Here is a 25,868-nt window from a genome sequence, read left to right as displayed (position 1 = left end):
AAGATTTTCAATGCAAAAGGCCGCCTTCGGGCGGCCTTTTCTGTTTTCGGAAGCAAAAGCTGGAACAATGGCGCGGCGCGCTTATATTCAGTTCATGATCCTGCGCACGCACTCGACGGTTAAGGCCCCCGGCGGCAGGCCGCTCGCCGCGATGACGCTTCTGGCCTGCCTCGCTTTTCCCGCCGCCGCGCAGCAGCAACTGCCTGCGCCCCGGGACAACGCCACTGAGATCATCCAGTTGCAGAACCGCATCCAGCGCCAGCAGTTCGAACAGCAGCAGCAGCTTAACCGGCAGATCGACCGCCAGCAGGTCACTCAGCCGCCTGCACCGCGCCCGCAGGTCCCCACCTTTCGGCAAAACTGTCAAATTACCTTGTCAGGCAACACCTATGTGAGGAATTGCCGCTGACCGCGGGTTGCTTCGGATAATTAGCCGACTATTCTGTTCGGTGCATATCGAATCGGAAAAGTATGGCAAAAAACAAGAAGCAGGTCCTGCGCAAGGCCAAGAGAGGCGAGAAGATTCGCCAGGTTGCGGCGATTCCCTTTCGCGCAGGCCCGGACGGCGACCTGCAGGTGATGCTCGTCACCTCGCGCGAAACGCAGCGCTTCATCCTGCCCAAGGGCTGGCCGATGAAAGGAAAGAGCGGCCGCAAGGCCGCCACCATCGAGGCGCTTGAAGAGGCAGGCGTCGCCGGCAAAACGCTGAAAGCACCCGCCGGATCCTATCATTACTGGAAACGCCTGCCGGCCGCCTTCGTGCGGGTCGACGTCACCGTCTATCTGCTCGAGGTCACCGAGCAACTGAAATCATGGCGCGAGGCGCGAACGCGACAGCGCGCATGGCTGCGGCCCGAGCAGGCGGCGGTGCTGATCGACGAGCCGGAACTGGCAAGCCTTGTCCGGAACCTGACCATTCCGAAGGAAGATGCCAAGGCCCGGTCCGGGGAAGCGGAAACGCACTCCCCCTGATTGTCGCAGGCCGACTTCGCTACAGGGATTGAGGAATCTCCTGCGGCGCCAGTTCCACAAGCGGCGCCGGAATGGACGTGGTCTTCTCCGGCGACTTGCAGATGTCCGCGATCACGCAGGCCGGGCAATCGGGCTTGCGCGCCTTGCACACATAGCGCCCATGCAGGATCAGCCAGTGATGGGCATGGCGCATATACTCGTCCGGGATGATGCGCACCAGTTCAGCCTCGACCTGTTCGGGCGTCTTGCCCGGCGCAAGCCCGATGCGATTGCCAATGCGCAGAATATGGGTGTCGACCGCCATGGTGTGCTGCCCGAAGGCCATGTTGAGAACGACATTGGCCGTCTTGCGCCCCACGCCGGGCAGCCTGACCAGTTCATCGCGATCCCCGGGCACCTCGCCGTCATATTCGTCGATCAGCGCCTGTGAAAGGGCGATCACATTCTTGGCCTTGTTGCGCCACAGGCCGATGGTGCGGATGCAGTCGCCGACCCTTTCCTCACCCAGCGCCAGCATCTTCTGCGGCGTATCGGCTATCGCGAACAGGGCGCGCGTCGCCTTGTTGACGCCGGCGTCGGTCGCCTGCGCCGACAGCACCACCGCCACCAGAAGCGTGAACGCGTTGACATGTTCCAGTTCGCCTTTCGGCTCCGGCCGCTGCACGCAAAAGCGACGGAATATCTCATGCACCTCTGCCGGCGTGTAAAGCGAACGCCCCTTGCGCGAAGACGGAGCGGCGCGCTTCACCGCCCTCGCGGGTCGCGTGGCCGAATCGCCGTTGTTTTCGGACATGGACCGATCTTTTGGCTTGGGCTTGCTCATACGCATCCTATAGTATCGCGCCATGAGCGAGACAAATGTCGACTTTGCCGCGGACAGGCCCTTCTTCGAGGCGCTTCTGAAGCCGCACAGATCGCTTGGACGAACGGGATTCGCGATCCTGATCGGCGCCTTGCTCTTTGCCTGGGCAGTCACCGGCATCATCTTCCTCAGCCATGGCGCATGGCCGGTGTTCGGCTTCTTCGGGCTGGACGTGGTGGCGATCTACGTCGCCTTCCGGCTCAATTATCGCGCCGCCCGCGCCTGCGAGGAAGTGTCGGTATCGCGTACGGAACTGCATATCCGCAAGATTTCGCCTTCCGGCAAGTCCGAGCAGCACCGGTTCAATCCGTTCTGGGCACGCTTCTCGGTAGCCCGCCACGCTGAAATCGGCATCACCCGCATGGCCGTGGAATCCCGCGACAAGAGTGTTCCCATCGGCAGCTTCCTCAATCCGGACGACCGGGAAAGCTTCGCCAGTGCGTTCTCGCGGGCTCTGGCGACCGCAAAGGCAGGCTGAAACGACCCATATGTCAGGAAACGGGTGGGAAAAGCGCGACCCGGGGACGATATTCGCCATGACAGATACAGATTTGCGAGAAAGTCCCATGAACGCCCGCACCTCTATGAAACCCGTTCCCGTCCTCGAAAGGGACATCACGCCCGAAGGCAGCGATTACGAGATCGTGCGCCAGGTGATCGAAAAGATCAGCCTCGACTATCGCGACCAGCCTTCGCTGGAGGAACTGGCCGAGACGGTAGGCGAAACGCCTACCGCCCTGCAAAAGCTGTTCACCCGCTGGGCCGGGCTTTCGCCGAAAGCCTTCTTGCAGGCGGTAACGCTCGATCATGCCCGCCGGCTGCTCGATTCCGGCCTGCCGCTGCTGGAGGCTTCGCTGGAGGTCGGCATGTCCGGTCCGGCCCGCCTGCACGACCTGTTCGTCACCCATGAGGCGATGTCGCCGGGCGCCTACAAGAACCGTGGCGAGGGCCTGACCATTCGCTACGGCTACCACACCTCGCCCTTCGGCATCGCCCTGATCATGGTCACGGACAGGGGGCTTGCCGGCCTGTCCTTCAACGATCCCGGCGATGAGCGGGCCGCCTTTGCCGACATGTCGGGCCGCTGGCCGAACGCGACCTATGTCGAGGACATGGACGCCACCCTGCCCTATGCGACCCGCATCTTCGATCCATCGAGATGGCGGGCGGACCAGCCGCTGCGCGTGGTCATGATCGGCACCGACTTCCAGGTGCGTGTGTGGGAAGCGCTCCTGTCCATCCCGATGGGCCAGGCCCGCACATATTCCGCACTGGCGCGTCAGATCGGGGAACCGCAGGCATCGCGCGCGGTCGGTGCGGCCTGCGGGGCAAATCCCGTCTCTTTCGTCGTGCCCTGCCACAGGGCGCTGGCCAAGTCCGGTGCGCTGACCGGCTACCACTGGGGGTTGACGCGCAAGCGCGCCATTCTGGGCTGGGAAGCGGGGCAGGTTTCGCCGCACTGAACCGTTCCAGCCACGCAATGCTGTCCAAACACCGCTCGCTGCCGTTTCCTGTGCAGCGTATGCGGCGAAATCTTGAACTGCGTCTCCCGACAGACCATATCTGGTGCAGGAAAGAATGCCGTTCGGGTTCTTTCGAAACATGTCGCTCTCAAGAGGACAGGACAGCATGACCAGAATGACGCCTTTTTCCAGCCCCCTGCTTCTCGGCTTCGATGCCATGGAGAAAACGCTGGAGCGCCTGGCAAAATCGGGCGACGGCTATCCTCCCTACAACATCGAGCGCCTACGCGGCGCCGACGGCGCAACAGAAAAGCTGAGGATCACGCTTGCGGTCGCGGGCTTCGCCGAAAGCGATCTGGAGGTGACGACCGAGGAAAGCCAGCTCATCGTGCGCGGTCGCCAGTCCGACGACTCCGAGCGCGAATTCCTCCACCGCGGCATCGCAGCCCGCCAGTTCCAGCGTTGCTTCGTGCTGGCAGACGGCATGCGCGTGATCGGAGCGGAGCTCAGGAACGGGCTCCTGTCCATCGATCTCGACCGGCCCGAGGCCGAGCGGCTTGTACGGAAAATAAACATATCGGTGAAAGACTGATCTTTGCCGATGGTGAGGAGCCGGCCTTGAAGGCGGCTCATAGACAGGAGGCCTGGACATGACCAGAACCGTTGACACCACTGCCGAAAAGCCGGTGATGAGCGCCGGCGAACTGGCTCATCTTGGCGAAGGCTCGGTCGCCTATCTGAGGAAGATGTCGAGCGACGATCTGCGCGGCCGCTTCCCCGGCCTTGCCCAGATCACGCCCGGACTGGAGCTTTGGGCTCTGTTCGCCGCCAATGGCCAGCCCATTCTGCTGGCCGATGAGCGCGACCGCGCTCTTGCGGGTGCCATGGAGAACGACCTGACGACGGTCGCCACCCACTAGAGCATTTTGCAGCCAAATGGAAACATTTGGCGTCGCACAAATGCATTATAAACAAATAGTTAGATCGTTTCATCGATTCGGAGAAACGATGAAATGATCTAAGGCATGTCGCCCGAAAGTGGGAACCGGTTTCGGGGCAACGACATGCGTAACCACAGGAACTTGAAGTGTACGGAGCGAATCTGAAAGATCGCGACACGCTTTAAGGCCGCAAGGATTGCGTCCACAGGAGAAGGGCCGCGTAAATGCGGCCCTTGAAAAACGGCTGTCGGCTTTCGGAAAGCTGATTTCAGACCGCGCAGCCGCTCACGCCGCGTGCGAAGCCGGCGTCTCCGACAAAAGCGCGTGGATGGCCTGAGCGTCGCGGGTGCCGCGGATCTTGGCCACCGTATCGCCGTCGCGCAGCACGCGCGCGATGCGTGACAACGCCTTGAGGTGATCGGCCCCCGCTCCCTCCGGAGCCAGCAGCAGGAATACGAGATCGACGGGCTGATCGTCGAGAGCCTCGAAATCGACTGGCGTTTCCAGCCGTGCGAACACGCCGGTGATCCCCTTTACGCCGGCCAGCTTGCCATGCGGGATGGCTATGCCGTTGCCGACGCCGGTGGAACCCAGCTTCTCGCGCTGGAGAATGGTCTCGAAAATGTCCCGCTCCGGAATACCGGAGATGGCGGATGCACGCTCGGCCAGAAGTTGGAGCACCTGCTTCTTGGAGTTGGCCTTCAACGCCGGCATGATTGCCGGGACGTCGACAAGATCGTTCAGAGCCATTTCTTGAAATTCCTCTGCTTCGCCTGCCGCGGCCGGCCCGCACTGGCGGGCCGCGCCGTTTTCAAAAACCCTTACGCGGTCTTGACCGTCGCGGGATCTATCCAGCCGATGTTCCCATCAGGCCGGCGATAGACGATGTTGAGTTGTTCGGTGCCGCCATTGCGGAACACCAGCACGGGGCTGCCTGTGGTATCGAGTTCGATGACGGCGGAAGCCACCGACATGGTTTTCAGCGCCAGAGTCGATTCGGCGACGATGGTCGGCGCAAAATCCTCCGGGATATCCTCTTCGTCATCCTCGGCCAGCGCTTCCACCACGGCGTAGGCGATGCTGGTTCCATCGGAAGCGGCATTGACCGGATAATGCGACTTGAGGCGGCGCTTGTAGCGGCGCAAACGCTTTTCCAGACGCTCGGCCGCTGCTTCGAAAGCCTGGATGGGATCGTGAGATTCCCCGGCTGCCTGCAAGGAAGCGCCGGAATCCAGCCGGATTACACAGTCTGAGGTGAAGCGGGATCCCGATTTGATCATCGTGACCTGACCGGAAAATCCACGGTCGAAATATTTCTGGATGATGTCGGTGACCCGTTCGGTGATGCGCGTACGAAACGCATCGCCGACATCCATGTGCTTTCCCGCAATCCGCAGTGCCATCTGACTAGTGACCTTCCCTGTACAGGCTTCGAACTAACCGGAGTTTATACCCGTAGTCTGTTCGTACAAGCCGCACGGCACACCATGTGCCGAATTTGCTCGTGAACTTCGCAGTCGATCCTGACAGCCCGCCGTTCATGCACCGATGGCCATCCCTGCACGGGCACCGCCCGCCTCATGCGGGCGGGCTTCTAGACACTTCATTCGTGCTTGTCAACGAAGGGAGAAGCTGTGGAAAACGCCTTTGTGTCAGCCCCTGAGGCTCGCAAGCGCCCGTTTTTCACGCCTTCGCCGGACGGAAGAGGGTATGTTCATGCCTTCGCGATATTTGGCGACGGTGCGCCGGGCGATATCGACGCCTTCTTTCTTCAACATCTCCACAATCGTATCATCCGAAAGTATGTGATCCGCCGTCTCGGCCTCGATCAGGGTCCGGATACGATCGCGCACGGCCTCCGAGGAATGGGATTCGCCCGAATCCGAGGAGGCGATGGCAGCGGTGAAGAAATAACGCATCTCGAACACCCCGCGCGGCGTCAGGATGTATTTGTTGGCGGTTGCCCGGCTGACGGTCGATTCGTGCATGCCGATGGCGTCCGCCACGGTCTTCAGGTTCAGGGGCCGCAGATGACGCACCCCATGGGCCAGAAACGCATCCTGCTGGCGCACGATCTCGGAAGCCACCTTGAGGATGGTTCTGGCGCGCTGGTCGAGGCTGCGCGCTAGCCAGTTGGCATTCTGAAGGCATTCGCCGAGAAAATCCTTTTCGGCCTGATCGCGGGTCCGGCCGGACACAAGCGCGAAATAGGACTGATCGACCAGCACGCGAGGCAGGGCATCCGCATTGAGTTCCACGGCCCAGCCGCCATCGCTTGCCGGGCGCACCTCGACATCGGCCACGATCGCCTCGCTGGCCCCGCCGGAGAAGGCCAGCCCCGGTCGCGGATCGAGCCCCCTGATCTCGGCCAGCATGTCGAGCAGGTCTTCCTCGTCCACCCCGCACAGCCGCCTCAGTTGCTGGAAGTCGCGGCGTGCCAGAAGGTCCAGGTTGTCAATCAGCGTGCGCATGGCCGGATCGAACCGGTCACGGGCGCGAAGCTGGATGGACAGGCACTCGGCAAGATCGCGCGCAAAAAGCCCCGGCGGGTCGAAGGACTGGCAGCGCGACAACACAGCCCGGACCCCGGACGCATCCGCGCCAAGCCGCTCGGCGACCTCATGGAGGTCGATGCGCAGATAGCCGGCATCATCCAGCCCGTCGGCCAGTTCGGCGGCGATCAGCCTCTCCCGCGGGTCGGCGAAGCCGAAGGCGATCTGCTCGCCGACATGGTCGCGCAACGTGACAGGTGCCGCCGCAAGATCCTCCAGATCGAACCCGTCCCCCGCACCGCCCTGACCGCTTCCCGCTCCCAGGGACTTCCATTGCGTCGACAAAGCCGGATCGGGGCACTCCGACCGGCCCGGATCGTCGGGAAAGAGGTTTTCCAGCGACGAATCGAAACGGTCCGAGATGGTTTGCGCGGAGAGGTCCGCCTCATTGCCGAACCAGTCTTCGCCCGCTTCTCGGCTCGGTTCGGCCTCCCCCGTCCGTGACGGTTCGGCGGCATCGTCCGCAGCAGGCTCCGCCCGCTCCAGCAAGGGGTTGCGCTCCACCTCCTCGTCGATGAAGCGCTCCAGCTCGACATTGGTGAATTGCAGGAGACGGATCGATTGCAGCAGTTGCGGCGTCATCACCAGCGACTGTGTCTGCCTGAGCTGCAACTTGGCTGAAAGCGCCATCTGGTGCCGTATTTCTCCCTCGCGCCTGCCCGGTCTGGCAGGATTTTCCTACGGAAGATAGAAACTGGCCCGGCTTTTGCTTGTCAAGCAAAACAGGCACACGACAGCCAGCAGGATGACAGATTGCGCCGTCCTTTCAAAAAGGTGGCAGCCGGCCGGAAGCCTTTACAGTGTGAAGCCTTCGCCCAGATAGAGCCGCCGCACATCGGGGTTGGCCACCACTTCATCGGCGCGACCATGCGTCAGAACTTCGCCCGCATGGATGATGTATGCGCGGTCGATGAGCCCCAGCGTCTCGCGCACATTGTGGTCGGTTATCAGCACGCCGATGCCCCGCCTGGTGAGGTGGCGAACGAGTTGCTGGATGTCGGCCACCGCGATCGGATCGATGCCGGCGAAGGGCTCGTCGAGCAGCATATAGGCCGGCCTGCTGGCAAGCGCCCGCGCGATTTCGAGGCGCCGCCGTTCGCCGCCCGACAGTGCCATGGAGGGCGCATGGCGCAGATGGCCGATATGGAACTCCTCAAGCAACTCGTCGAGGTCCTTCTCGCGCTGCTTGCGGCTCTTTTCCACCACCTCCAGCACCGCGCGGATGTTCTGCTCGACGCTCAGGCCGCGAAAGATCGAGGTTTCCTGCGGCAGGTAGCCGATCCCGAGCCGCGCACGGCGGTACATCGGCATGGAGGTGACATCGTAGCCGTCGATCTCGATCGTGCCTTCGTCCACCGGCACCAGCCCGGTGACCATGTAGAAGCAGGTGGTCTTGCCCGCGCCGTTGGGGCCGAGCAGGCCCACGGCCTCGCCGGCGCGCACGCCGAGCGACACGCCGTTCACGACCTTGCGGCCCTTGTAGCTCTTGGTCAGGCCGCGCGCGATGAGCGTGCCCTTGAGCCCGGCAGTCACCGAACCGTCGGTGGCCTTCCCGGCCGTCGTGCCGGATTTGCGCCCCGACATGCCAGACCTGAAGCCCAACCTGGGAAATGAAAGCATACGCGATCCTACGGTTTCTTTTGCGAACCCGGCGTGATCGACATCATGACCCGCTTGCCGCAGGCTTCGACCTGGGCAAGGCCCGTCTTCATCTGAACGGTGAGCTTGCAGCCGGTGAGGACGTTGTCGCCATCCGACAGCACGACCTTGTCGCCCGACAGCACCAGAACCTCGCTCTTCATGTCGAAGGTGCCGCGATCGCCGGTGGCGACCTGCGTGTCGGACTTGATGTAAACCTTGCTGGAAACCTCCAGCCGGTCGATGTTGGCCGTACCGGTGGTGGCCGAGCCCGCAGATGCCTGATCCGCCTGGGCCTGATCCTTGACGTAATAGACCTTCATCGCCCCGGCTTTCAGCAGGGTCGGCCCCTGCACCACCTGGACATTGCCGGTAAAGATGGCGAGGCTCTCGTTTTCGCGCACCTCCAGCTTGTCGCTTTCGATCTGGATCGGCTGGTCGCCGGCCAGCTTCAGGCCGGGCATGGAACCGGTCGCGCCGGTCTGGGCGAAGGCGGAGCCCGCCACGACAAGGGACAAGGCCGATGCAAGGACTGCAAGCCTCGCCGAATCACTGCGTCGCATTGGTGTCTCCGCTCTTCTTCTGATCCGCCGGGGTTGCGGCGGGATCGATGCTCATGCGAACCCGGTTCTCGAATATCATGACCTTGCCGCCCTCCTCCACCGCCATCGTATCGGAGGTGATGCGCGAACCGGGCCGGCTGATATCGACGGGCTGCTCCGTCTTCATATTGCCTTTGTCGATGTCGAGGAAGGCCGATTTCAGCTTCACGACCATTCCGTCGGTGGTGGTAACGGTTACGTCGCTGTCGATGTTGAGCGTATTGCTGGCGCGGTCATAGGTGCCTTTCGCGGCATCCACCCTCGCAGTCGTACCGGCATTGATCGGCAGGCGGGCATTGATCCCCTCCAGTTCGATGACGCCTTCGTTGCCGGCCTCCTGGATGGCGCGCACCGCCGTCATCGCATAGGGCAGCAGGGCCTTGGTGAATCCCTCCAGCTTCGGATTGGACATTACCAGCTTTCCATCGGAAAAAGCGCTGCTTTCCGTTGCGACCGGAACCGTCTCCGGAGCCACGATGTAGGAATAGAGCGGAAAGGCGACGGCCAGGGCAATCGCTATGGCGGGCACCACGAATTTCAGTCGGCGCACACGGCGCGAGTGCTGCTGCGCGCGCCCGAACGCAGCTTGCCGATTGTCGGCGCCGGCATGGGCAGCTCCGGGTTTCGGCAGCATGCCTTCCATGCCGATCGGGTCAGTCGTCTGCGACAAAATCAACTGCTTTCTACAAACAGGCCCGCCTCCACCGCCCTGCAATTCGGGATGCGGGGCCTTGCAAACAAGTCCGGATGGATCAAAACCGTAAAAATATGACCAGTATAAGGATACATGATGACACAAATGGCCGGCAAGTGCCGCCGGTCAGCCATGATCGCAAAAGCGGTGGTCGCCGCCGCATCCATGCTCTAAATAGGCTCTGCAATTTCCTGTAGGACGAGACCCAGCATGGCACAGAGAGCCGATGACCTGATCGACCGGCGCAGACTGCGGCGCAAACTGACCTTCTGGCGCGCACTCACCGTCATCATCCTTGCGCTTGGCGTCATCTCGCTCGCTGCATGGTTCCGCGACGATGGGCTGGGCACCGCCACACACATCGCAAAGGTCAGGATCGAGGGCACCATTACCGAGGACGACGAGCTACTCAAGCGGCTCGAGAAGATCCGGAAATCGTCAAGGGTGGCGGGCGTCATCGTCCAGATCAACTCGCCGGGCGGCACGACGACCGGCGGCGAGTCGATCTATGAAGCCGTCCGCAAGATCGCGGCCGAGAAGCCGGTGGCTGCCGAGGTCGGGACGCTGGCGGCCTCCGCCGGCTACATGATCGCCAGCGCCACCGACCATATCGTCGCACGCCAGTCCTCCATTGTCGGCTCCATCGGCGTCCTGATCCAGTATCCGGACATGACCGGCCTGATGGAAAAGCTCGGCATCAGGCTGGAAGAGGTGAAATCCTCGCCGCTCAAGGCAGCACCCTCACCCTTCAAGCCCACGAACGAGGAAGAGCGCGCCATGGTGCGCCGCCTCATCATGGACAGCTATGACTGGTTCGTCGACATCGTCGCAGAGCGCCGCGCAATGCCGCGCGAGCAGGCGCTGGCGCTGGCCGACGGCTCAATCTTCACCGGACGGCAGGGACTGCAAAACAGGCTGGTCGACGCCCTTGGCGGGGAGGAGGAAGCTGTCGCGTGGCTGGAGAGCAAGGGCGTGGCGCCCGATCTGAGGGTGATCGAGTGGAAGCCGGCGGAAGGCGCCGGCAGGCTGATCTGGTCGCAGGCTCTGGTCCGCACGGTGGCGCGCGCGCTCGGCCTGCCCGAGCAAAGCGGCGACCTGATCAACGAGCTTGGCATGGAACGGCTGTTCCTTGACGGGCTGGTATCGGTCTGGCACCCTTGACAGCCCGCGCTACGGGTGAAAAAAGCAAATAAAATCATCTGCATAATTTCGACAGCGTGTTTTTTTTCAAGGGGACCGACCGCATGATCAAGTCCGAACTCGTGCAAATCATCGCCTCTCGCAACCCGCATCTGTTCCTGCGCGATGTCGAAAACATCGTCAGCGCCGTGTTCGATGAGATCACGGATGCGCTGGCCGAAGGCAATCGCGTGGAGTTGCGCGGCTTCGGCGCATTTTCGGTCAAGAACCGCCCTGCCCGCACCGGGCGCAATCCGCGAACCGGCGAGGCCGTCGAGGTCGAGGAGAAATGGGTGCCGTTCTTCAAGACCGGCAAGGAACTGCGCGAGAGGCTGAACAACGAGAAATAGGCCGATGTTCAACCGCTTCGCCCTCGTCCTCGTCTTCGTGCCGCTGGCCATCGTGCTGATCGCGCTGGCTGTCGCCAATCGTGCTCCGGTCGCCTTCACGGTCGATCCGTTCAACCCCGGCAATCCGGCGCTGACCTATACGCTGCCGTTCTTCGTGTTCCTGTTTGCAGCGCTGGCGCTCGGCATGGTCATCGGCAGCCTCGCCACATGGTTCCGGCAGGGCCGTTATCGCAAGCTGGCCCGTCAGCGCGCGCTCGAGGCCGAGAGCCTGAAACAGGCGGCGGGCCGTCCGGCGCCCCCCGTCGCGGACGCGCCGACCCTGCCGCGCCCGACTACCTGATCCGTCAGCGGCGGCTGCGGACAAAATCGGCGATCGTCTCCGCCAGACCCGGAGCAAGCGGCTGCTTCGGATCGCCATAGGATGCGAGATTGGCAGCCAGATCGCCCGCAGGCGTTGCCTTCAGGACGTGGTTCATCCCGGAAACGATCTTCAGTTCGGCAGCCGGCTGCGCCTTTGAGAGCGTTTCGACATCGATCTGCCGGACCTGAAGGTCATTGTCGCCCTGCACGATCAGCACCGGCACTTCGAGCCGGGCGATCAGTTCGGCAGGCCTGCGGCTGAAGCCGTCGATCAGGAAATCCTGCACCTTGTCGCTGAACAGGGGCTGGAGCACGCCCGGAAGCGTGGCCGCATCCACCTTCTCACCCCGCTCCAGCGCCTCCACCGCGGCAAGGGCCTGAGGCAGGATCGGCTTGTTGAGCGGATTGCCTTGCAACTGCTCGCGCAGGATTTCCCCCAGCGGTCTGCCGGGTGTCGACACCAGAATCAGCCCGCACAGGTCCGGCCCTGCCGTCTGGGCGGCGATCAGTGCCACCAGCCCGCCTTCGCTGTGGCCGAGCAGCCATGCACAGCCGGCGCCCGTCCGCTCCCGTGCCGCCCGCAGCCACGCCCTGGCGTCCCCGGCGTAGTCGTCGAAACTCACGTCATTGGGATCGGCGAACTGGCCCGTGCTGGAGAACATGCCGCGCTTGTCCACCCGGATCGACGCTATGTCCCGCTCGGCCAGCGCGCCGGCCAGCATCTTCAGATAGCCGGCCTCGATGCCCATCGGGCTGTTGCCGTCGCGGTTGGTGGGGCCGGAGCCGGGAATGATGACCACCGCCGGCCGCCCCCTGGCCTGCGGCGGCAGCAGCATGGCGCCTTTCAGCGGGCCGTTCGCGACCTGCGCCTCGACCTCGGTTTCGGTCATGTCCCCGGCTCCCGCTTGCCATGCAGGCACACAGCACAGCAGAACGCATGCGGCGATGAAAGCTGTTTTCCTGCTGATTCTCATGATCGTGCATCCCGGCTCAAGGCGCTGCATGTTGCGGCTCGCCGGCCGCTATGGCAGAAGCGCAGGCACATTTCCACCGGAGCATTCGCTTGAAAGCCACGCGCAACAGAAGCCAGGAGGCAAGGACGCGCCCCGAAAGAGAGCGCGAGGCACCGCCGCAGCCGAAGCGCCGGCTCGTTCGCCGCGAAGGCGCGCTGCCGGCGGAAAAGCTGCCGCTGATCCTCGAAGTCGCGCCCAATGCCGATTATGCCCTGCTCGACAGCGGCGACGGCCGCAAGCTGGAGCAATACGGCCCCTACCGCATCGTGCGCCCCGAGGGGCAGGCCATCTGGCGTCCCGCCCTGCCCGACAAGGAATGGAGCCGCGCCGACGCCATCTTCACCGGCAATACGGATGAGGAAGGCATGGGCCGCTGGCATTTCCCGCGCAATCCGCTTGGCGAGACATGGCCGATGAAGCATGACGGCATCGACTATCTCGGCCGCTTCACCTCATTCCGCCATGTCGGCGTGTTTCCCGAACAGGCTTCGCACTGGGACCATATGGCCGCCCTGATCGAGGGAGCGAAGCGGCCGGTCAAGGTGCTGAACCTGTTCGGCTATACCGGCCTTGCCTCGCTGGTCGCGGCGCGCGCCGGGGCCGAGGTCACCCATGTCGATGCGTCGAAGAAGGCGATCGGCTGGGCACGCGAAAATCAGGAAGTGGCCCGGCTGACCAGCAAGCCGATCCGCTGGATCGTCGAGGACGCGATGAAATTCGCCGAGCGCGAGGAGCGCCGCGGCAGCCGCTACGACATCATCCTGTTCGACCCGCCGGCCTATGGGCGCGGACCGAAGGGCGAGGTCTGGCAACTGTTCGAACACCTGCCGGCGCTTGCCGACATCTGCCGCTCGATCCTGACGCCGAAGCCGCTGGCCGTGGTGCTCACCGCCTATTCGATCCGCGCCTCCTTCTTCGCCATCCACGCCCTGATGCGCGACACCTTCGCCGGCATGGGCGGCACCGTGGAATCCGGCGAACTGATCATCCGCGAGAAATCGGCCGGTCGCGCGCTCTCCACCTCGCTCTTTTCCAGATGGGTCGCCAGATGAGCGAACATGAAAAACGCCGCCCGGTCGGCCGGGTCAAGGAAGTCACGAGTCTTTCAAATCCGCTGGTCAAGGACATCAAGGCGCTGGCGCTGAAGAAATTCCGCGACCAGAACAATGCCTTCATGGCCGAGGGGCTGAAGCTGGTCATCGACGCGCTCGATCTCGGCTGGGAAATCCGCACCCTGATCTTCGCCAAGGCCGGGCGCGGCAATGCGGCTGTCGAGAAGGTGGCGGCCCGCACGGTCGCCGCCGGCGGCGACGTGCTGGAAGTCTCGGAAAAGGTCCTGTCTTCCATCACCCGGCGCGACAATCCGCAGATGGTGGTGGGCGTGTTCACACAGCGCCTCGTGCCGCTGAAGGACATTCGTCCCGCCAACGGCGATGTCTGGGTGGCGCTCGACCGGGTGCGCGATCCCGGCAATCTGGGCACCGTCATCCGCACCGTCGATGCGGTCGGCGCGAAGGGCGTGATCCTCGTCGGCGACACCACCGACCCGTTCTCGCTGGAAACGGTGCGCGCCACCATGGGCTCGATCTTCGCCGTGCCCGTCGCCAGGGCCAGCGTCGAGGCGTTCCTTGCCTGGCGCAAGGGCTTTCCCGGCCTCGTCGCCGGCACGCATCTGAAAGGCGCGGTCGACTATCGCTCGGTCGATTTCTCCGGCAAACCCGTCCTGCTCCTCATGGGCAACGAGCAGCAGGGCCTGCCCGACGATCTGGCGGCAAGCTGCGACCGGCTGCTGCGCATTCCGCAGGCGGGCCGCGCCGATTCGCTCAATCTGGCCGTCGCAACGGGCGTCATGCTGTTCGAGATCCGCCGCGACGCGCTCAGGCTGGAGGTATCGCCGCAATGACCACGGCTCCACCAGAATCCGGCACGGTCAGATCGCTCGGCCCCTACGCCGCGCTGACGGTCGTCGCCATGGCGCTCGACCAATGGATCAAATATCTGGTTGAAACCGGCCTTCCCTTTCAGGAGAAGATCGGCCTGCTGCCGTTCCTGGCGCTGTTTCGCACCTACAATACCGGCATCGCCTTCTCGATGCTGTCCTCCTTCGGCGACACCGGGCTCATCGTCATCTCGCTCGCCGTGTCGGCCTTCATCGTCTATCTGGCGTTGCGCAGCACCCCGCGGCAGCTTTTCGCCCGCCTCGGCTTCGCGCTGATCCTTGGCGGTGCCGTGGGCAATGTGATCGACCGGGCCCTCTACGGCCATGTCGTGGATTACATTCTGTTCCACACGCCGGGATGGTCCTTCGCGGTGTTCAACCTTGCCGATGTCTTCATCAGCCTCGGCGCAATTCTGGTGGTGCTGGAAGAGTTCGTTGGCTGGCGGGGCCAGCCAAATATGCCGAAAAATTGAATCGAAGCGGCGCAATCGATAAAATTGCAGCAGTAACCCGAAGCCTTCCCTAAGGTGTTTCTGCCATTGATTGCGCATGATGGCGGAGCTTGCGGAAAAACAGGCGGATAAGGGGAACGCCCACGAGATGGCGCCGGCCACATGGCGCGCCCGCGTGGTGCCGCCGCCTCTGGTGCCCTCCCACTTCTCCGCTCACCAGCCAGCGCCTCTTGCCGGTCGCATCTCCTTTGCGCTCTACTTCGTCGTTATTCTGCTTGCCGGATTTGCCCATCTCACCGGCGCGCCGGCTTTGCTGAGCCTGGCCATACTGGCGACCGGCCTCGCCGGCATCCTTCTGCACGAACTGGTCCGCATAAGGGAGCATCACGCGCGTTCCAGACTGGCAAGCGAGCTTGCCCGCACCCGCTCGGACCTCGAAACGCTGTCCGACCGCATGTGGGAGAGGCAGGAGAGCGAGGAGCGTTTCCATGGCCTGATCGATGCGCTCGGCGATCTCGTTGTCCATCGGGACCGCGAAGGCGCCATCGTCTATGCAAACAAGGTGTTCGCCGATCTGGTCGGCATCGACGCCAAGGCTTTGCACGGCATGACGCTGGGCGATCTCGGCATCGAGGTCGGCGTCGTGCCCGATGCGGCATTCGCCGAGAACGAATGCCTCAGCTCCACCGATGTCGGCATCCGCACGCCGGCAGGATTGCGCTGGTTCTCCTGGATCGAGCTTTCGATGCGCGACGGGGATAGCGGCGCGGTTTCCCACCGCGCCATCGCGCGCGACATCACTGCCCGCAAGCAGGCGGAGGCATCGCTCATCTCCGCGCGCGAGCGGGCCGAGTTCGCCAGTCAGGCCAAGTCCCGCTTCCTCGCCACGGTGAGCCACGAGATCCGCACGCCCATGAACGGCATCATGGGCATGGCTAGGCTTCTTTCCGACACCGGCCTGTCGCCCGAGCAGCGGACCTATGTGAACGCCGTCTCCACTTCGGCCAGCGCGCTGCTGGCGCTGATCGACGATCTGCTGGACTACTCCAAGATCGAGGCCGGCCGCTTCGATCCGGAACCGCAGCCCATGTCGATACGCGAGCTCGCCGACAATGTCGTGGAGCTTCTGGCTGCACGCGCCTATGCGCGCAACATCGGCATCGGCTGCCATGTCGCGCCCGACGTTCCCCGCATGATCACCGCCGATCCCGGGCGGGTGCGGCAGGTTCTGCTCAATCTGCTCGGCAATGCGATCAAATTCACCGATGATGGCGGCGTGGCACTCGTCATCACGCGTCAGCGGCACGGTGACATCGACCGTATCCGCTTTACCGTCACGGATACCGGGGCGGGTATGAACCAGAGCGATCTGGAGCGAATTTTCCACGAATTCGAGCAGGTGGATGGAACTTCGACCCGCAGGCATGGCGGCGCCGGGCTTGGCCTCGCCATTTCCCGCCGCCTGGTCGCGGCCATGGGCGGCACCCTGTCCGTATCGAGCGCGCCGGGCGAAGGCAGCGAGTTCATTCTCGAACTTCCGGCCACCCACGCCAGCGCGCCCCTCCATGACCGCCATGACATGCTCGCCGGGCGCAAGGTCGTGATCCTCTCGCCCAGCACGGTGGAGGCCGAACTCATTGCCGGAACCATCCGCACTCTCGGCGGCAGGGCGGAATTGGCAGACACGCCCGCCAGGGCTGCGGCGCTGGCGGGCGGTTGCGACACGCTGCTGGTCGATGCTGCGCTCGAGTGCGGAGACGGCCTGCTGCTCCGCAAGCTGCGCGACGCAGGTTTCGCAACGAGCCGGGCCATCACCATGATCGCGCCGACCGACCGTGGCCGGCTCACGGAATACCGCACCAGCGGCTATGGAAGCTTCCTCGCCCGCCCGGTGCGCGGCGAAACCCTGCTGAGGGTCCTGCTTGCCCGGGAATCGGTTGCCATATCGGAATCCGGCTCCAGCGAGCATGCGGGCGACACAGGTCCGGCTGAGGAAAGCCTTCATGTGTTGATTGCGGAAGACAATGAAATCAACGCAATGCTGGCTCGAGCCAGCCTCACCAAGGCGGGACATCGGGTCGATGTCGTCCGCACGGGCAAGGAAGCCGTCGAGGCGCTCTCCGCTTCCGGAAGCCGGCAACGCTACGACGTGGTGCTGATGGACCTGCACATGCCGGTGATGGACGGCATGGACGCCATCGCCCACATCAGACGCCATGAGGAGGCGCGTGGCCTGCTCCCCGTGCCGATCCTCGTTCTGTCCGCGGACAATCAGGAAACGACACGCCATTCCGTGCTTGCCCATGGCGCGAACGGCTTCCTGAGCAAGCCGCTCGATCCGCAGGCCCTGGTCGCCGCCGTGCAGGAACAGGTTTCAGCATGAACAACACCTTTGCCTGAAGCCGCCTTTGTTGCCGATCACGACATATCACGCTACTGTCACAATCCTGTTGCACCACAATCGTATCCCCGCGCCACGAGGGATGGCTCGAAGGAGAATCGCCCGTGCAGACAGCGATGCCGCAAGGTCACACCCGCCCGAATGGCGTTCCCGGTCCGACCGCCGGAACAAAAGGGCACCCGTTGACCAGGCCTTTGGGCCGCATCGGCACCCTTGAAGTCCGGCTGGCCCGCAACGAGGCGGAGATCGAGGCCGCGCAGGAAATCCGCTACCGCATCTTCTATGACGAGCTCGGCGCCCGCAGCAGCCTGCACCACATCGACCGCCGCGACGCCGACCGGTTCGATCCGCTTTGCGACCATCTTCTGGTCTTCGACCACAGCCTGACCGGACCCGACCATCGCCGCATCGTCGGCACCTATCGCCTGCTGCGGCAGGAAATGGCGGCAGCAGCCGGCGGTTTCTACTCGGAAGGCGAGTTCGAGCTGCGCGGGCTGGCTGCCCGCCACCCGGAGCGCCGGTTCCTCGAACTCGGCCGGTCCTGTGTCCTGCCCGAATATCGCTCCAAACGCACCATCGAGGCATTGTGGCAGGGTATCTGGGCTTATCTCAGCCATTACCGGATCGACGTCATGGTGGGCTGCGCCTCCTTCCCCGGCATCGACCCTGCCGCCCACGCCGAAGCGCTGACCTATCTTGCGCATCATTGCCGCACCGCATCCGACTGGGATGTGCGCGCCGTCGCCGGCCGCTATCACCCGATGAAGCTGATGCCGATCGACGCGGTGAACCCGAAAGCGGCCATCGCCGCCATGCCGCCGCTGGTGAAAGGCTATCTGCGCATCGGGGCGCGCATCGGCGACGGCTGCGTCGTCGACCGCGACTTCGCGACCGTCGACGTCTTCATCGTCATGCCGGTGAAGGAGATCGCCGCCCGCTACATCACCTACTATGCCGGGGACGGCCAGAGCTACGCGGCCTGAACCGCGCGGGGGCGTTCAGGGAATATCCTCGGGCCGGCGTCCGGGCCGGCTCTTGTAGGGTGGAATACGCCAGCCGAAGCGGATCGCCCCTCCCCTGACCGCCAGCGCGGCAATGAAGCCCGCGAGCTGGCAGACAATGGGCGGCAAGGCCGCCAGATCGCCCAGCGTATAGACGCCCGCGCCAGCCAGAGCCGCGGTGACATACACTTCCGGTCTAAGCAGAACGGAGGGTTCCCCCGCCAGGATATCACGCAATATGCCGCCGAAGGTCGCAGTCAGAACGCCCATGATGATGGCGATCACCGGCGATCCTGTCACCGCCAGTCCCCTGGAGGCTCCCATCACCGCAAAAGCGGCGAGGCCGACGGCATCGAGCCACAGAAGCAGCTTGTAGCGGGATTCGACCCGATGGGCCGTGAAGAACACCAGAACGGCCATGGCGGCGCAGACCAGCACATAGTCGTGGTTTGCGATCCAGAACACCGGCACGTCGAGGATGAGGTCGCGGAAGGTACCGCCACCGATCCCCGTCACCCCGGCAAGGAACAGGAAGCCGATGATGTCCATCTGCTTGCGCGAGGCGGAAAGCGCGCCCGTGGCGGCAAAGACCGCGACGCCGGAATAGTCGAGAAAGGTGACGAGATTCATCGCGGCGGCGTTCACTCCGGTGTCAGGCGGCCGCCACAGTAGCAGCCGTCCTGCGCAGTGAAAGCCCCAACGGCAACTCCGCGGGCGTTCCGACCGCGGAAGCGGTCAGCCCCCGGCGTTTTCGTCCGCGGGCCTGGCGGCTTGCTTCGGGCCATCCTTCGAGACGCCGACCTTGGCCGGGCGCAGAACGCGTTCACCGATCGAATAACCGGGCTGCACGACCTGCAGGACCGTGCCGCTCACGACCTGCGGATCGGGAATCTCGTACAGCGCTTCATGGAAATTCGGATCGAACTTCTGACCCTCGGGCGTCAGCTTCCTGACGCCATGGCGTTCAAGAGCGGCAAGCAGGCCGCGCGCGGTGATCTCCACGCCCTCGATCAGCGCCTTGAAGCCCGCATCGCCGGAAACCTTCGCCTCTTCCGGGATCGCATCCAGCGCCCGCTGGAGATCGTCGGCGACCGTCAGCATGTCGCGCGCGAAATTGGCGATGGAATAGGCGCGGGCATCCTGCACGTCGCGGGCCGCGCGGCGGCGCATGTTCTCGACCTCGGCGGCGGCCCGCAGGGCCTTGTCCTTCAGGTCCTCGTTTTCCTTCATCAGGCGCATGAGCGCTTCATAATCGCCCTCGGCAGCCTCGGCGGGGCGCTCGGCGGCAGCCTCCGCAGCCTCGATCTCTTCGGGCGTGCGCTCGTCTCTGGCCTGGTCACTCATGGCGTATTCCCATTCTTTTCAAACAGCACAGTTGCGCCCGATATCGAGGTTCGACGGCCAAAAATCAAGGGCTCGCCTGTCGGCAACCTCACCCTGCGCAAACTTGCATTTAATTCAAATTTTACCTTGTTGGAGTGACCTGAAGGGAAACACCGGTCAACAAGGGGAACCATAGCCGGTTACAGGGAGTTTCGAGACCGAAAGGATTTTTGGTACGATGACCCGAACAGGCAAAGAGCGTCCGCAGGAAATGGTTCGCATGAAGCTGGCAACGACCATCCGCAGCCAGGTGCGCAGCCATGCCACGCGCGGACTTCTGCGTTCCATGCCGACCTTCAAGGTCGTCAAGGACATGCCCGAACACCTGCAGAATCTTCTGGACAGCCTCGACGCTGCGGAATTGCAGCCCAGCGAGGGCCGCAGGCGCTGAAGCGCCTTGCTCGAATTGCTCTAAGCCCGGTTGTGGCCGGCGCGCCTCCACGAATAGCCTCCCGTCGCCCCGGAAGAGCGCGCCGAAGGCTGATAATGGAGAGGAAGTCCACCAGTGTTCCCATCCTCGAGCCTTCTGATCAGCACCGGATTCGCGATGATGAACTCGTCGAAACCCACGCGCAGCATGTGGGAAAGCTGGTCGTACAAGACGTCTCCGACCGCGCGAACCGCACCCTTGAACCCATGCCGGCTTCGCAGCAATTCTGCCTTGGAGTAGCTGCGCCCGTCATTGTAGGCGGGGAACGCGAGGGCGACCAGCGACAGCGTATCGAGCAGCCCGGCGATTGCATCGAGCTGGTCGCCGGGTTGCAGGAGCACGCCCAGGCGCTCGCGGTTGAGGGCCCGCGCCTGCGGATCGAGCTCAAGGAAAACCGCAAGCGGCAGGATCACGCGGCCGTTGCCGGCAAGCGCATCGGCCGTTTCGGCATGCACCCATTCGTCGTCGCGGAAGCCGTGAGGCGTCCACAAACGGCTTTCGGGAGCCGGATTTTCGTCGCGTCCGGCTATCGTCTCACTCATGGTGTCTTTCCTGACCGAGGGACTGTTCCAGCCCGCCAAGATGGATTCCGCATTCTGTTTTGGCCTGGCCGGCCCAGCGGCCGCTGCGCGCATCCTGTCCCTGCTCGACCGGGCGCGTGCAGGGGAAGCATCCGATGGAGAGATAACCATAGGCGACCAGCGGATTTTCGCGCAACTCATGCGCCTGCATGTAGTCGGCCAGATCGGCCGGAGCCCAGCTCGCCAGCGGATTGATCCGCACGCGCGGCCCCACGGCCTCGAACACCGGCAGGGTGGCGCGCGTTTGTGCCTGATGACGCTTGCGGCCCGTGAACCATGCCCGGAACGGCTCGACGCCCCGCGCCATCGGCTCCACCTTGCGCACATGGCAGCAAGCCTCGACATCGCTTTCATGCAGGCGCCCCGACGGATCGGCGCGTTGCAGCGCCGTCGCGTCCGGATGGATCACCCTGATGTCGGTGAGGCCGAAGTCGTCGGCCAGCGCATCGCGGTAGCGGAGCGTTTCCTCGAAATGCTTGCCGGTATCGAGGAAGACGATGGGCAGATGCCGGTCCACCCGAGCGACAAGATGCAGCAGCACCGCCGAATCCGCCCCGAACGACGACACCGCCGCCACTTCTCCGCGAAAAAGTTCAGCCGCGGCAAGCTCGATGATACGGACGGCGGGCAAGTGCCCGTGGCGCGCATCGAGAGCGGCGACGTCCGGTGCGTCCACCTCAGGCCGCCCTGGCTTCCGCGCCATAGAGCGCTTCCTTGAAAGGCGCGGGGCCCACACGACGATAAACGTCGAGGAACCTTTCCGAACGATCCGAGCGGATCGCGAGATAGGTCTCGACCAGCGTCTCGATGGCATCGACGATCTCGTCCGGCCCGAAACCGCGCCCGATGATATCGCCAACGCTGGTGTTCTCGTCGGCCGAGCCGCCCAGTGTGATCTGGTAAAGCTCCGCCCCCTTCTTCTCCACGCCGAGGATGCCGATATGGCCGACATGGTGATGACCGCAGGCATTGATGCAGCCTGAAATCTTGAGCTTCAGCTCACCGATCTCGCGCTGGCGCTCCAGCGAGGAAAAGCGGGTGGAAATCTGCTGCGCGACGGGAATCGAGCGGGCATTGGCCAGCGCGCAATAGTCGAGGCCGGGGCAGGCGATGATATCGCTGATAAACCCCGCATTGGCCGTGGCGAGACCGATCCCGACCAGCTCGTCATAGACTGTCTTCAGATCGGCGCGCGCCACATGCGGCAGAACGAGATTCTGCTCATGCGTCACCCGCACTTCCTCGAAGGCATAGCGCTCGGCAAGGTCGGCCACCGCCTCCATCTGGACATCGGTCACGTCGCCCGGTGCCTCGCCGATCCCCTTGAGCGAGATGGTAACGGCCGCATAATCGGGGTTGCGATGCGTGGTGACGTTCTGGCCGAGCCATTCGGAGAAGGCGCGCGAATCCAGCCGCGCAAGCCGCACGGCATCGTCACCTTCCGGCCGGGCCGGCAGTTCCGGCGGCGCGAAATAGGCTTTGATGGCGGCGACGTCCCCCTCCGGCAGCTTCAGTTCGCTGTCCTTCAGCGCCTGCCATTCGGCCTCGATCCAGCTTGCCAGCTCCTCCGTTCCGGTTTCGTGGACCAGAATCTTGATGCGCGCCTTGAACTTGTTGTCGCGGCGGCCATGCAGATTGTAGACGCGCAGGATCGCCGTCACATAGGACAGCAGATGCTCCTGCGGCAGGAAATCGCGGATTTTCTTGCCCACCATCGGCGTGCGGCCCAGTCCGCCGCCGACATAGACGGCGAAGCCCAGTTCGCCCGCCTCGTTCCTCTTCAGGTGCAGGCCGATGTCGTGCGTCTTGATGGCGGCCCGGTCGCGTTCGGCGCCCGTGACCGCAATCTTGAACTTGCGCGGCAGATAGGAGAACTCGGGATGCACCGACGACCATTGCCGCAAAATCTCGGCGTAGGGGCGCGGATCGGCGACCTCGTCGGCCGCCGCTCCTGCGAAATGGTCGGCGGTCACGTTGCGAATGCAGTTTCCGCTGGTCTGGATGCAGTGCATCTCGACCTGCGCCAGATCGGCAAGGATGGCCGGAACGTCCGAAAGCGCCGGCCAGTTGAACTGTATGTTCTGGCGCGTGGTGAAGTGGCCGTAGCCCTTGTCGTAGGTGCGCGCGATGTGGGCCAGCATCCTCAGTTGGCGTGGATGCAGCGTGCCGTAGGGAATGGCGATGCGCAGCATATAGGCATGGAGTTGCAGATAGACGCCGTTCATGAGCCGGAGCGGCTTGAACTGGTCCTCGGTCAGTTCGCCCGACAGGCGCCGTTCCACCTGATCGGCGAACTGTGCGACCCTTGCCTGTACAAATTCGTGGTCGAATTCATCGTAGCGGTACATCGGTGGTCCTCCGGCTTACGCCGCGTGCTGCGTACGGGCCTGCTTGCCCAGATCGTTGCGATTGGTAGGACCGGCGGCGCGAATGCGCTCGCGCAGTCGAAGAGGATGGGTCGCACCGTCGACGATCTCCACGTCGATCAGGTCGACATCGACCACGAGATTGTCCGCCAGCCCCCTGGCTCCCGCGGCTTCCAGCGCGGCTTCGGCGGCCTTGTCTTCCGCGATTTCAGCCTGGGAGATGCTCTCCACCCATTGTCCGTTTGCGAACCAGACAACCTCTCCGTCGCTCAGGCGGTTTGCGGTCAGGATCTTCATGCTGCAACCTCGTTACGGGTCAGCCCGCGAACCGGAAGCGCGGCAAGCGCCTGCGAGCGGCTGAAATTCGCCCCGGCGACGGCATCGCCGATGATGGTCATCACCGGACCGGCAAGATCGTGGCGGTCCTCCAGCGCCGGCAGATCGGCCAGCGTGCCATGGAAACGGCGGCATCCGGACAGGCTGGCGTTCTCCACAACGGCCACCGCCGTATCGGGCGACAGCCCCGCCTCGATCAGCCGGCCTGCCACGTCGGCCGCAACCGAACGGCCCATATAGACCGCAACCGTCGCGCCCGAGATGGCAAGCTTCGCCCAGTCCGGCAGCGCCCCGCCCTTCAGGTCGTGGCCCGTGGTGAACATCATGGACGAGGTGACGCCGCGCAGCGTCAGCGGCAGTTCGAAATCCGCAGCGGCAGCAAAAGCGGCGGTAACGCCCGGCACAACCTCACAGGAAACCCCGGCATCGCGAAGTGCCGCCATTTCCTCGCCGGCGCGCCCGAACACCAGTGGATCGCCGCATTTCAGGCGCACCACCCGCCTGCCCTCACGGCCAAGCGCGACCAGCAGCGCATTGATCTCGGACTGGCTTTTCGAATGGCAGCCCTTGCGCTTGCCCACCGCGATGCGCTCGGCATCGCGGCGCCCCATGGCAACCACGGCGTCCGGCACCAGCGCGTCATGCAGGATGATGTCGGCCTCCATCAGAAGCCGCTGCGCCCTGAGCGTCAGAAGGTCTTCCGCCCCCGGACCGGCCCCCACCAGAGCCACATGGCCGGTCGATGTGTCGGGACCGGTGAGCATGGCGGAAGCCACCGCATGCGCGCCCGCGACATCGCCCCCGGCAACGGCGCGCGCCGGCGCCCCCTCGAAGAACTCACGCCAGAAGCGACGGCGCGGCGCGCCTTTGGCAAGCAGCTTCTCCGCCGCATCGCGAAAGGTGACGGCCAGCGAAGCGAGCGTGCCCAGCGACGGCGACAGCATCCGGTCGATGCGCGCACGAATCATCTGGGCAAGAACCGGCCCGGCACCCTCCGTGCCGATGGCGACCGCGACCGGGGCGCGATTGACCAGCGCCGGGGTGAAGAAATCGCAAAGCTCGGGCCGGTCGACCGCGTTGACCTTGATGCCGAGAGCACGGGCATCCGCGACAACGCGTCGATCCAGTGGCTCGTCCCCGCTCGCGGCGAACACCAGCGCGGCCCCATTGAGATCCTCCCGCGCGTAAGCGCGCGCGACATGAACAGCCGCATTGGCGGCGATCCAGCCCAGCAGGTCGGCTGAAGCTTCGGGCGCGACGATGCGCAAACGCCCCGAGGACTGGCCAAGCAGCCTTGCCTTGGCCAGCGCTTCGTCGCCATCACCGACGATGACGACCGTCTCGCCTTCGACGCGCATGAAGACGGGAAAAGCGTTCAGCTTGGGAGGAACATGCGGCATAGCGGTAAAACCCTGTACAGGCTGGCATTTTTAGCCTGAAAGGGGAGCGCGGCGAAGAAACGGGCTCGCGCCTGCCTTTGCGGCAGGCAATGTTTTTTGCCCAGGGCCGGCATTTGGAAGAAAACCATTCCGGTGCGACGCGAATGCCGTGCCTCACCGGATTTCCGGGCTCAGACGTGCTGGCCGCCATTGATGTGGATTTCGGAGCCGGTCACATAGGAGGACTGGCCAGAACACAGGAAATAGATGATGTCAGCGACTTCCGCCGTGGTGCCGAGCCGCCGCAGCGGAATGGTCTCGACAAGCTTGTCCGTGCCAGGAGACAGGATCGCGGTGTCGATCTCACCCGGCGCGATGGCGTTGACGCGGATGCCGTGGGGGCCGAAATCGTGCGCCATCTCGCGCGTCAGCGAGCCGAGCGCGGCCTTGGACGTCGCATAGGCCGTCCCCGCGAAGGGATGCACGCGCGAACCGGCGATGGACGTGACATTGACCACCGATCCCCGGGCCGCCGCCAGTTCCCTGAACAGGCCCCGCGCCAGCATGATCGGCGCGAAGAAATTCACCTGAAACACATCCCGCCACACATGCATAGGCGTTTCGAGCGAGTCCATACGCTGGCTGCCGGGCAGCTTCGGCGAGATGCCGGCATTGTTGACCAGCGCATTGAGCTGACCGCCATGCGCTTCCAGCCGGTGACGAATTTCGGCAACCGCAACGCCCACATCCTCCGGGTCGGCCAGATCGACCTTGATGTGATCCTCCGGGCCTGCCGGCCACGGGCAGTTCTCGGCGAAGGCCTGCCGCGAACAGGTGATGACGCGCCACCCTTCCATGGAGAAGCGCTTCACCGTCGCATGGCCGATACCGCGGCTGGCGCCGGTCAGCACGATCGTCTTTCTGCTGTCTGTCTCGGTCATGGCGAAGGTCCGGCCTGTTGATCTGTGCCGAGA

At 64.0% G+C, this 25,868-nt stretch carries 31 protein-coding genes; 15 read left to right on the top strand and 16 right to left on the bottom strand.

Annotation, left to right across the window (positions count from 1 at the left end):
- Positions 1-10: 10 nt before the first annotated feature.
- Together DES43_RS22810 and DES43_RS04855 are read left to right on the top strand one after the other, a co-directional pair.
- Complete coding sequence (locus DES43_RS22810; RefSeq protein WP_245264651.1) at positions 11-409, top strand: hypothetical protein; 399 nt, start codon at positions 11-13, stop codon at positions 407-409.
- 62 nt (positions 410-471) lie between these two features.
- Positions 472-972 (top strand): NUDIX hydrolase, encoded by a 501-nt coding sequence (locus DES43_RS04855; RefSeq protein ID WP_035024519.1) that lies wholly within the window; start codon positions 472-474, stop codon positions 970-972.
- A gap of 19 nt (positions 973-991) precedes the next feature.
- Here DES43_RS04855 and nth read toward each other — a convergent pair whose 3' ends face one another.
- Entirely contained in the window at positions 992-1,765 is a 774-nt protein-coding gene (nth, locus tag DES43_RS04850; RefSeq protein ID WP_425352066.1) for an endonuclease III, read from the bottom strand.
- 52 nt (positions 1,766-1,817) lie between these two features.
- Between nth and DES43_RS04845 the strand changes: the two genes are divergently transcribed.
- The 4 genes from DES43_RS04845 to DES43_RS04830 all read left to right on the top strand — a co-directional run bounded on the left by DES43_RS04845 (position 1,818) and on the right by DES43_RS04830 (position 4,217).
- A complete protein-coding gene (locus DES43_RS04845; RefSeq protein ID WP_035024521.1) occupies positions 1,818-2,312 on the top strand; it encodes a DUF2244 domain-containing protein in 495 nt (164 codons plus the stop codon).
- An 88-nt stretch (positions 2,313-2,400) separates the two neighbouring features.
- A complete protein-coding gene (locus tag DES43_RS04840; protein WP_035024522.1) occupies positions 2,401-3,297 on the top strand; it encodes a methylated-DNA--[protein]-cysteine S-methyltransferase in 897 nt (298 codons plus the stop codon).
- Between the two features lie 166 nt (positions 3,298-3,463).
- Complete coding sequence (locus DES43_RS04835; protein WP_035024643.1) at positions 3,464-3,889, top strand: Hsp20 family protein; 426 nt, start codon at positions 3,464-3,466, stop codon at positions 3,887-3,889.
- A 58-nt stretch (positions 3,890-3,947) separates the two neighbouring features.
- On the top strand, positions 3,948-4,217 hold the full coding sequence (locus DES43_RS04830) for a BQ00720 family protein (RefSeq protein WP_035024524.1): 270 nt from the start codon (positions 3,948-3,950) through the stop codon (positions 4,215-4,217).
- Between the two features lie 306 nt (positions 4,218-4,523).
- Here the strand turns inward: DES43_RS04830 and ptsN are convergent, their stop codons facing one another.
- The 6 genes from ptsN to lptC all read right to left on the bottom strand — a co-directional run bounded on the left by ptsN (position 4,524) and on the right by lptC (position 9,700).
- A complete protein-coding gene (gene ptsN / locus DES43_RS04825; RefSeq protein ID WP_035024525.1) occupies positions 4,524-4,988 on the bottom strand; it encodes a PTS IIA-like nitrogen regulatory protein PtsN in 465 nt (154 codons plus the stop codon).
- A gap of 71 nt (positions 4,989-5,059) precedes the next feature.
- Positions 5,060-5,641, bottom strand: a complete 582-nt coding sequence (gene hpf, locus DES43_RS04820) for a ribosome hibernation-promoting factor, HPF/YfiA family (protein ID WP_035024526.1) — start codon at positions 5,639-5,641, stop codon at positions 5,060-5,062.
- A gap of 249 nt (positions 5,642-5,890) precedes the next feature.
- A complete protein-coding gene (rpoN, locus tag DES43_RS04815) occupies positions 5,891-7,420 on the bottom strand; it encodes an RNA polymerase factor sigma-54 (RefSeq protein ID WP_035024527.1) in 1,530 nt (509 codons plus the stop codon).
- Between the two features lie 165 nt (positions 7,421-7,585).
- A complete protein-coding gene (lptB, locus tag DES43_RS04810; protein ID WP_051520439.1) occupies positions 7,586-8,374 on the bottom strand; it encodes an LPS export ABC transporter ATP-binding protein in 789 nt (262 codons plus the stop codon).
- A 44-nt stretch (positions 8,375-8,418) separates the two neighbouring features.
- Positions 8,419-8,991 (bottom strand): LptA/OstA family protein, encoded by a 573-nt coding sequence (locus DES43_RS04805; protein ID WP_035024529.1) that lies wholly within the window; start codon positions 8,989-8,991, stop codon positions 8,419-8,421.
- Complete coding sequence (gene lptC / locus DES43_RS04800) at positions 8,978-9,700, bottom strand: LPS export ABC transporter periplasmic protein LptC (RefSeq protein WP_245264652.1); 723 nt, start codon at positions 9,698-9,700, stop codon at positions 8,978-8,980. The genes DES43_RS04805 and lptC overlap by 14 nt, the downstream gene beginning before the upstream one ends.
- A 234-nt stretch (positions 9,701-9,934) precedes the next feature.
- Between lptC and sppA the strand changes: the two genes are divergently transcribed.
- The 3 genes from sppA to DES43_RS04785 all read left to right on the top strand — a co-directional run bounded on the left by sppA (position 9,935) and on the right by DES43_RS04785 (position 11,593).
- Complete coding sequence (sppA, locus tag DES43_RS04795; RefSeq protein WP_035024531.1) at positions 9,935-10,885, top strand: signal peptide peptidase SppA; 951 nt, start codon at positions 9,935-9,937, stop codon at positions 10,883-10,885.
- An 83-nt stretch (positions 10,886-10,968) separates the two neighbouring features.
- On the top strand, positions 10,969-11,253 hold the full coding sequence (locus tag DES43_RS04790; RefSeq protein ID WP_035024645.1) for an integration host factor subunit beta: 285 nt from the start codon (positions 10,969-10,971) through the stop codon (positions 11,251-11,253).
- Positions 11,254-11,257: 4 nt separating this feature from the next.
- Entirely contained in the window at positions 11,258-11,593 is a 336-nt protein-coding gene (locus tag DES43_RS04785) for a LapA family protein (RefSeq protein WP_035024533.1), read from the top strand.
- Between the two features lie 4 nt (positions 11,594-11,597).
- Here DES43_RS04785 and DES43_RS04780 read toward each other — a convergent pair whose 3' ends face one another.
- Complete coding sequence (locus tag DES43_RS04780) at positions 11,598-12,503, bottom strand: alpha/beta hydrolase (RefSeq protein WP_051520433.1); 906 nt, start codon at positions 12,501-12,503, stop codon at positions 11,598-11,600.
- 173 nt (positions 12,504-12,676) lie between these two features.
- Between DES43_RS04780 and DES43_RS04775 the strand changes: the two genes are divergently transcribed.
- The 5 genes from DES43_RS04775 to olsB all read left to right on the top strand — a co-directional run bounded on the left by DES43_RS04775 (position 12,677) and on the right by olsB (position 18,401).
- On the top strand, positions 12,677-13,678 hold the full coding sequence (locus DES43_RS04775) for an RsmD family RNA methyltransferase (protein WP_035024647.1): 1,002 nt from the start codon (positions 12,677-12,679) through the stop codon (positions 13,676-13,678).
- Positions 13,675-14,529 carry a TrmH family RNA methyltransferase gene (locus DES43_RS04770; protein ID WP_035024648.1) on the top strand — a complete coding sequence of 285 codons (855 nt, stop codon included), beginning with the start codon at positions 13,675-13,677 and terminating at the stop codon, positions 14,527-14,529. Before DES43_RS04775 ends, DES43_RS04770 begins: the two co-directional genes overlap by 4 nt.
- Positions 14,526-15,038, top strand: a complete 513-nt coding sequence (gene lspA, locus DES43_RS04765; protein ID WP_035024535.1) for a signal peptidase II — start codon at positions 14,526-14,528, stop codon at positions 15,036-15,038. Before DES43_RS04770 ends, lspA begins: the two co-directional genes overlap by 4 nt.
- 76 nt (positions 15,039-15,114) lie before the next feature.
- Positions 15,115-17,400 (top strand): ATP-binding protein, encoded by a 2,286-nt coding sequence (locus DES43_RS04760; RefSeq protein WP_035024536.1) that lies wholly within the window; start codon positions 15,115-15,117, stop codon positions 17,398-17,400.
- Between the two features lie 122 nt (positions 17,401-17,522).
- Positions 17,523-18,401 (top strand): l-ornithine N(alpha)-acyltransferase, encoded by an 879-nt coding sequence (olsB, locus tag DES43_RS04755; RefSeq protein ID WP_035024538.1) that lies wholly within the window; start codon positions 17,523-17,525, stop codon positions 18,399-18,401.
- A 15-nt stretch (positions 18,402-18,416) separates the two neighbouring features.
- Here olsB and DES43_RS04750 read toward each other — a convergent pair whose 3' ends face one another.
- Entirely contained in the window at positions 18,417-19,049 is a 633-nt protein-coding gene (locus DES43_RS04750) for a trimeric intracellular cation channel family protein (protein ID WP_035024649.1), read from the bottom strand.
- 105 nt (positions 19,050-19,154) lie between these two features.
- Positions 19,155-19,763: a nucleotide exchange factor GrpE gene (grpE, locus tag DES43_RS04745; protein ID WP_035024540.1), complete on the bottom strand. Its 609-nt coding sequence runs from the start codon at positions 19,761-19,763 to the stop codon at positions 19,155-19,157.
- Positions 19,764-19,980: 217 nt separating this feature from the next.
- Between grpE and DES43_RS22295 the strand changes: the two genes are divergently transcribed.
- The gene (locus tag DES43_RS22295) at positions 19,981-20,193 is read left to right on the top strand and encodes a hypothetical protein (RefSeq protein WP_156953465.1); all 213 of its coding nucleotides are present in this window, start codon (positions 19,981-19,983) and stop codon (positions 20,191-20,193) included.
- A 20-nt stretch (positions 20,194-20,213) separates the two neighbouring features.
- On the opposite strand, the gene DES43_RS04740 is transcribed toward DES43_RS22295, so the two are convergent.
- The 6 genes from DES43_RS04740 to DES43_RS04715 all read right to left on the bottom strand — a co-directional run bounded on the left by DES43_RS04740 (position 20,214) and on the right by DES43_RS04715 (position 25,835).
- The gene (locus tag DES43_RS04740; RefSeq protein WP_035024541.1) at positions 20,214-20,774 is read right to left on the bottom strand and encodes a DUF934 domain-containing protein; all 561 of its coding nucleotides are present in this window, start codon (positions 20,772-20,774) and stop codon (positions 20,214-20,216) included.
- Complete coding sequence (locus DES43_RS04735; RefSeq protein WP_035024544.1) at positions 20,767-21,516, bottom strand: phosphoadenylyl-sulfate reductase; 750 nt, start codon at positions 21,514-21,516, stop codon at positions 20,767-20,769. The genes DES43_RS04740 and DES43_RS04735 overlap by 8 nt, the downstream gene beginning before the upstream one ends.
- The gene (locus tag DES43_RS04730) at positions 21,491-23,161 is read right to left on the bottom strand and encodes a nitrite/sulfite reductase (RefSeq protein ID WP_035024546.1); all 1,671 of its coding nucleotides are present in this window, start codon (positions 23,159-23,161) and stop codon (positions 21,491-21,493) included. The genes DES43_RS04735 and DES43_RS04730 overlap by 26 nt, the downstream gene beginning before the upstream one ends.
- 15 nt (positions 23,162-23,176) lie before the next feature.
- Complete coding sequence (locus DES43_RS04725) at positions 23,177-23,476, bottom strand: DUF2849 domain-containing protein (protein ID WP_035024548.1); 300 nt, start codon at positions 23,474-23,476, stop codon at positions 23,177-23,179.
- Positions 23,473-24,915: a siroheme synthase CysG gene (cysG, locus tag DES43_RS04720; protein ID WP_035024550.1), complete on the bottom strand. Its 1,443-nt coding sequence runs from the start codon at positions 24,913-24,915 to the stop codon at positions 23,473-23,475. Before cysG ends, DES43_RS04725 begins: the two co-directional genes overlap by 4 nt.
- Positions 24,916-25,085: 170 nt before the next feature.
- Complete coding sequence (locus tag DES43_RS04715) at positions 25,086-25,835, bottom strand: SDR family NAD(P)-dependent oxidoreductase (protein WP_035024551.1); 750 nt, start codon at positions 25,833-25,835, stop codon at positions 25,086-25,088.
- Positions 25,836-25,868: the final 33 nt, after the last annotated feature.

This window comes from Aquamicrobium defluvii, from assembly GCF_004363725.1.
In the GTDB taxonomy this organism is placed as follows: domain Bacteria; phylum Pseudomonadota; class Alphaproteobacteria; order Rhizobiales; family Rhizobiaceae; genus Mesorhizobium; species Mesorhizobium defluvii.
The sequence above is the reverse complement of the archived record's forward strand: the minus strand, read 5'-3'. Positions and strand labels throughout refer to the sequence as shown.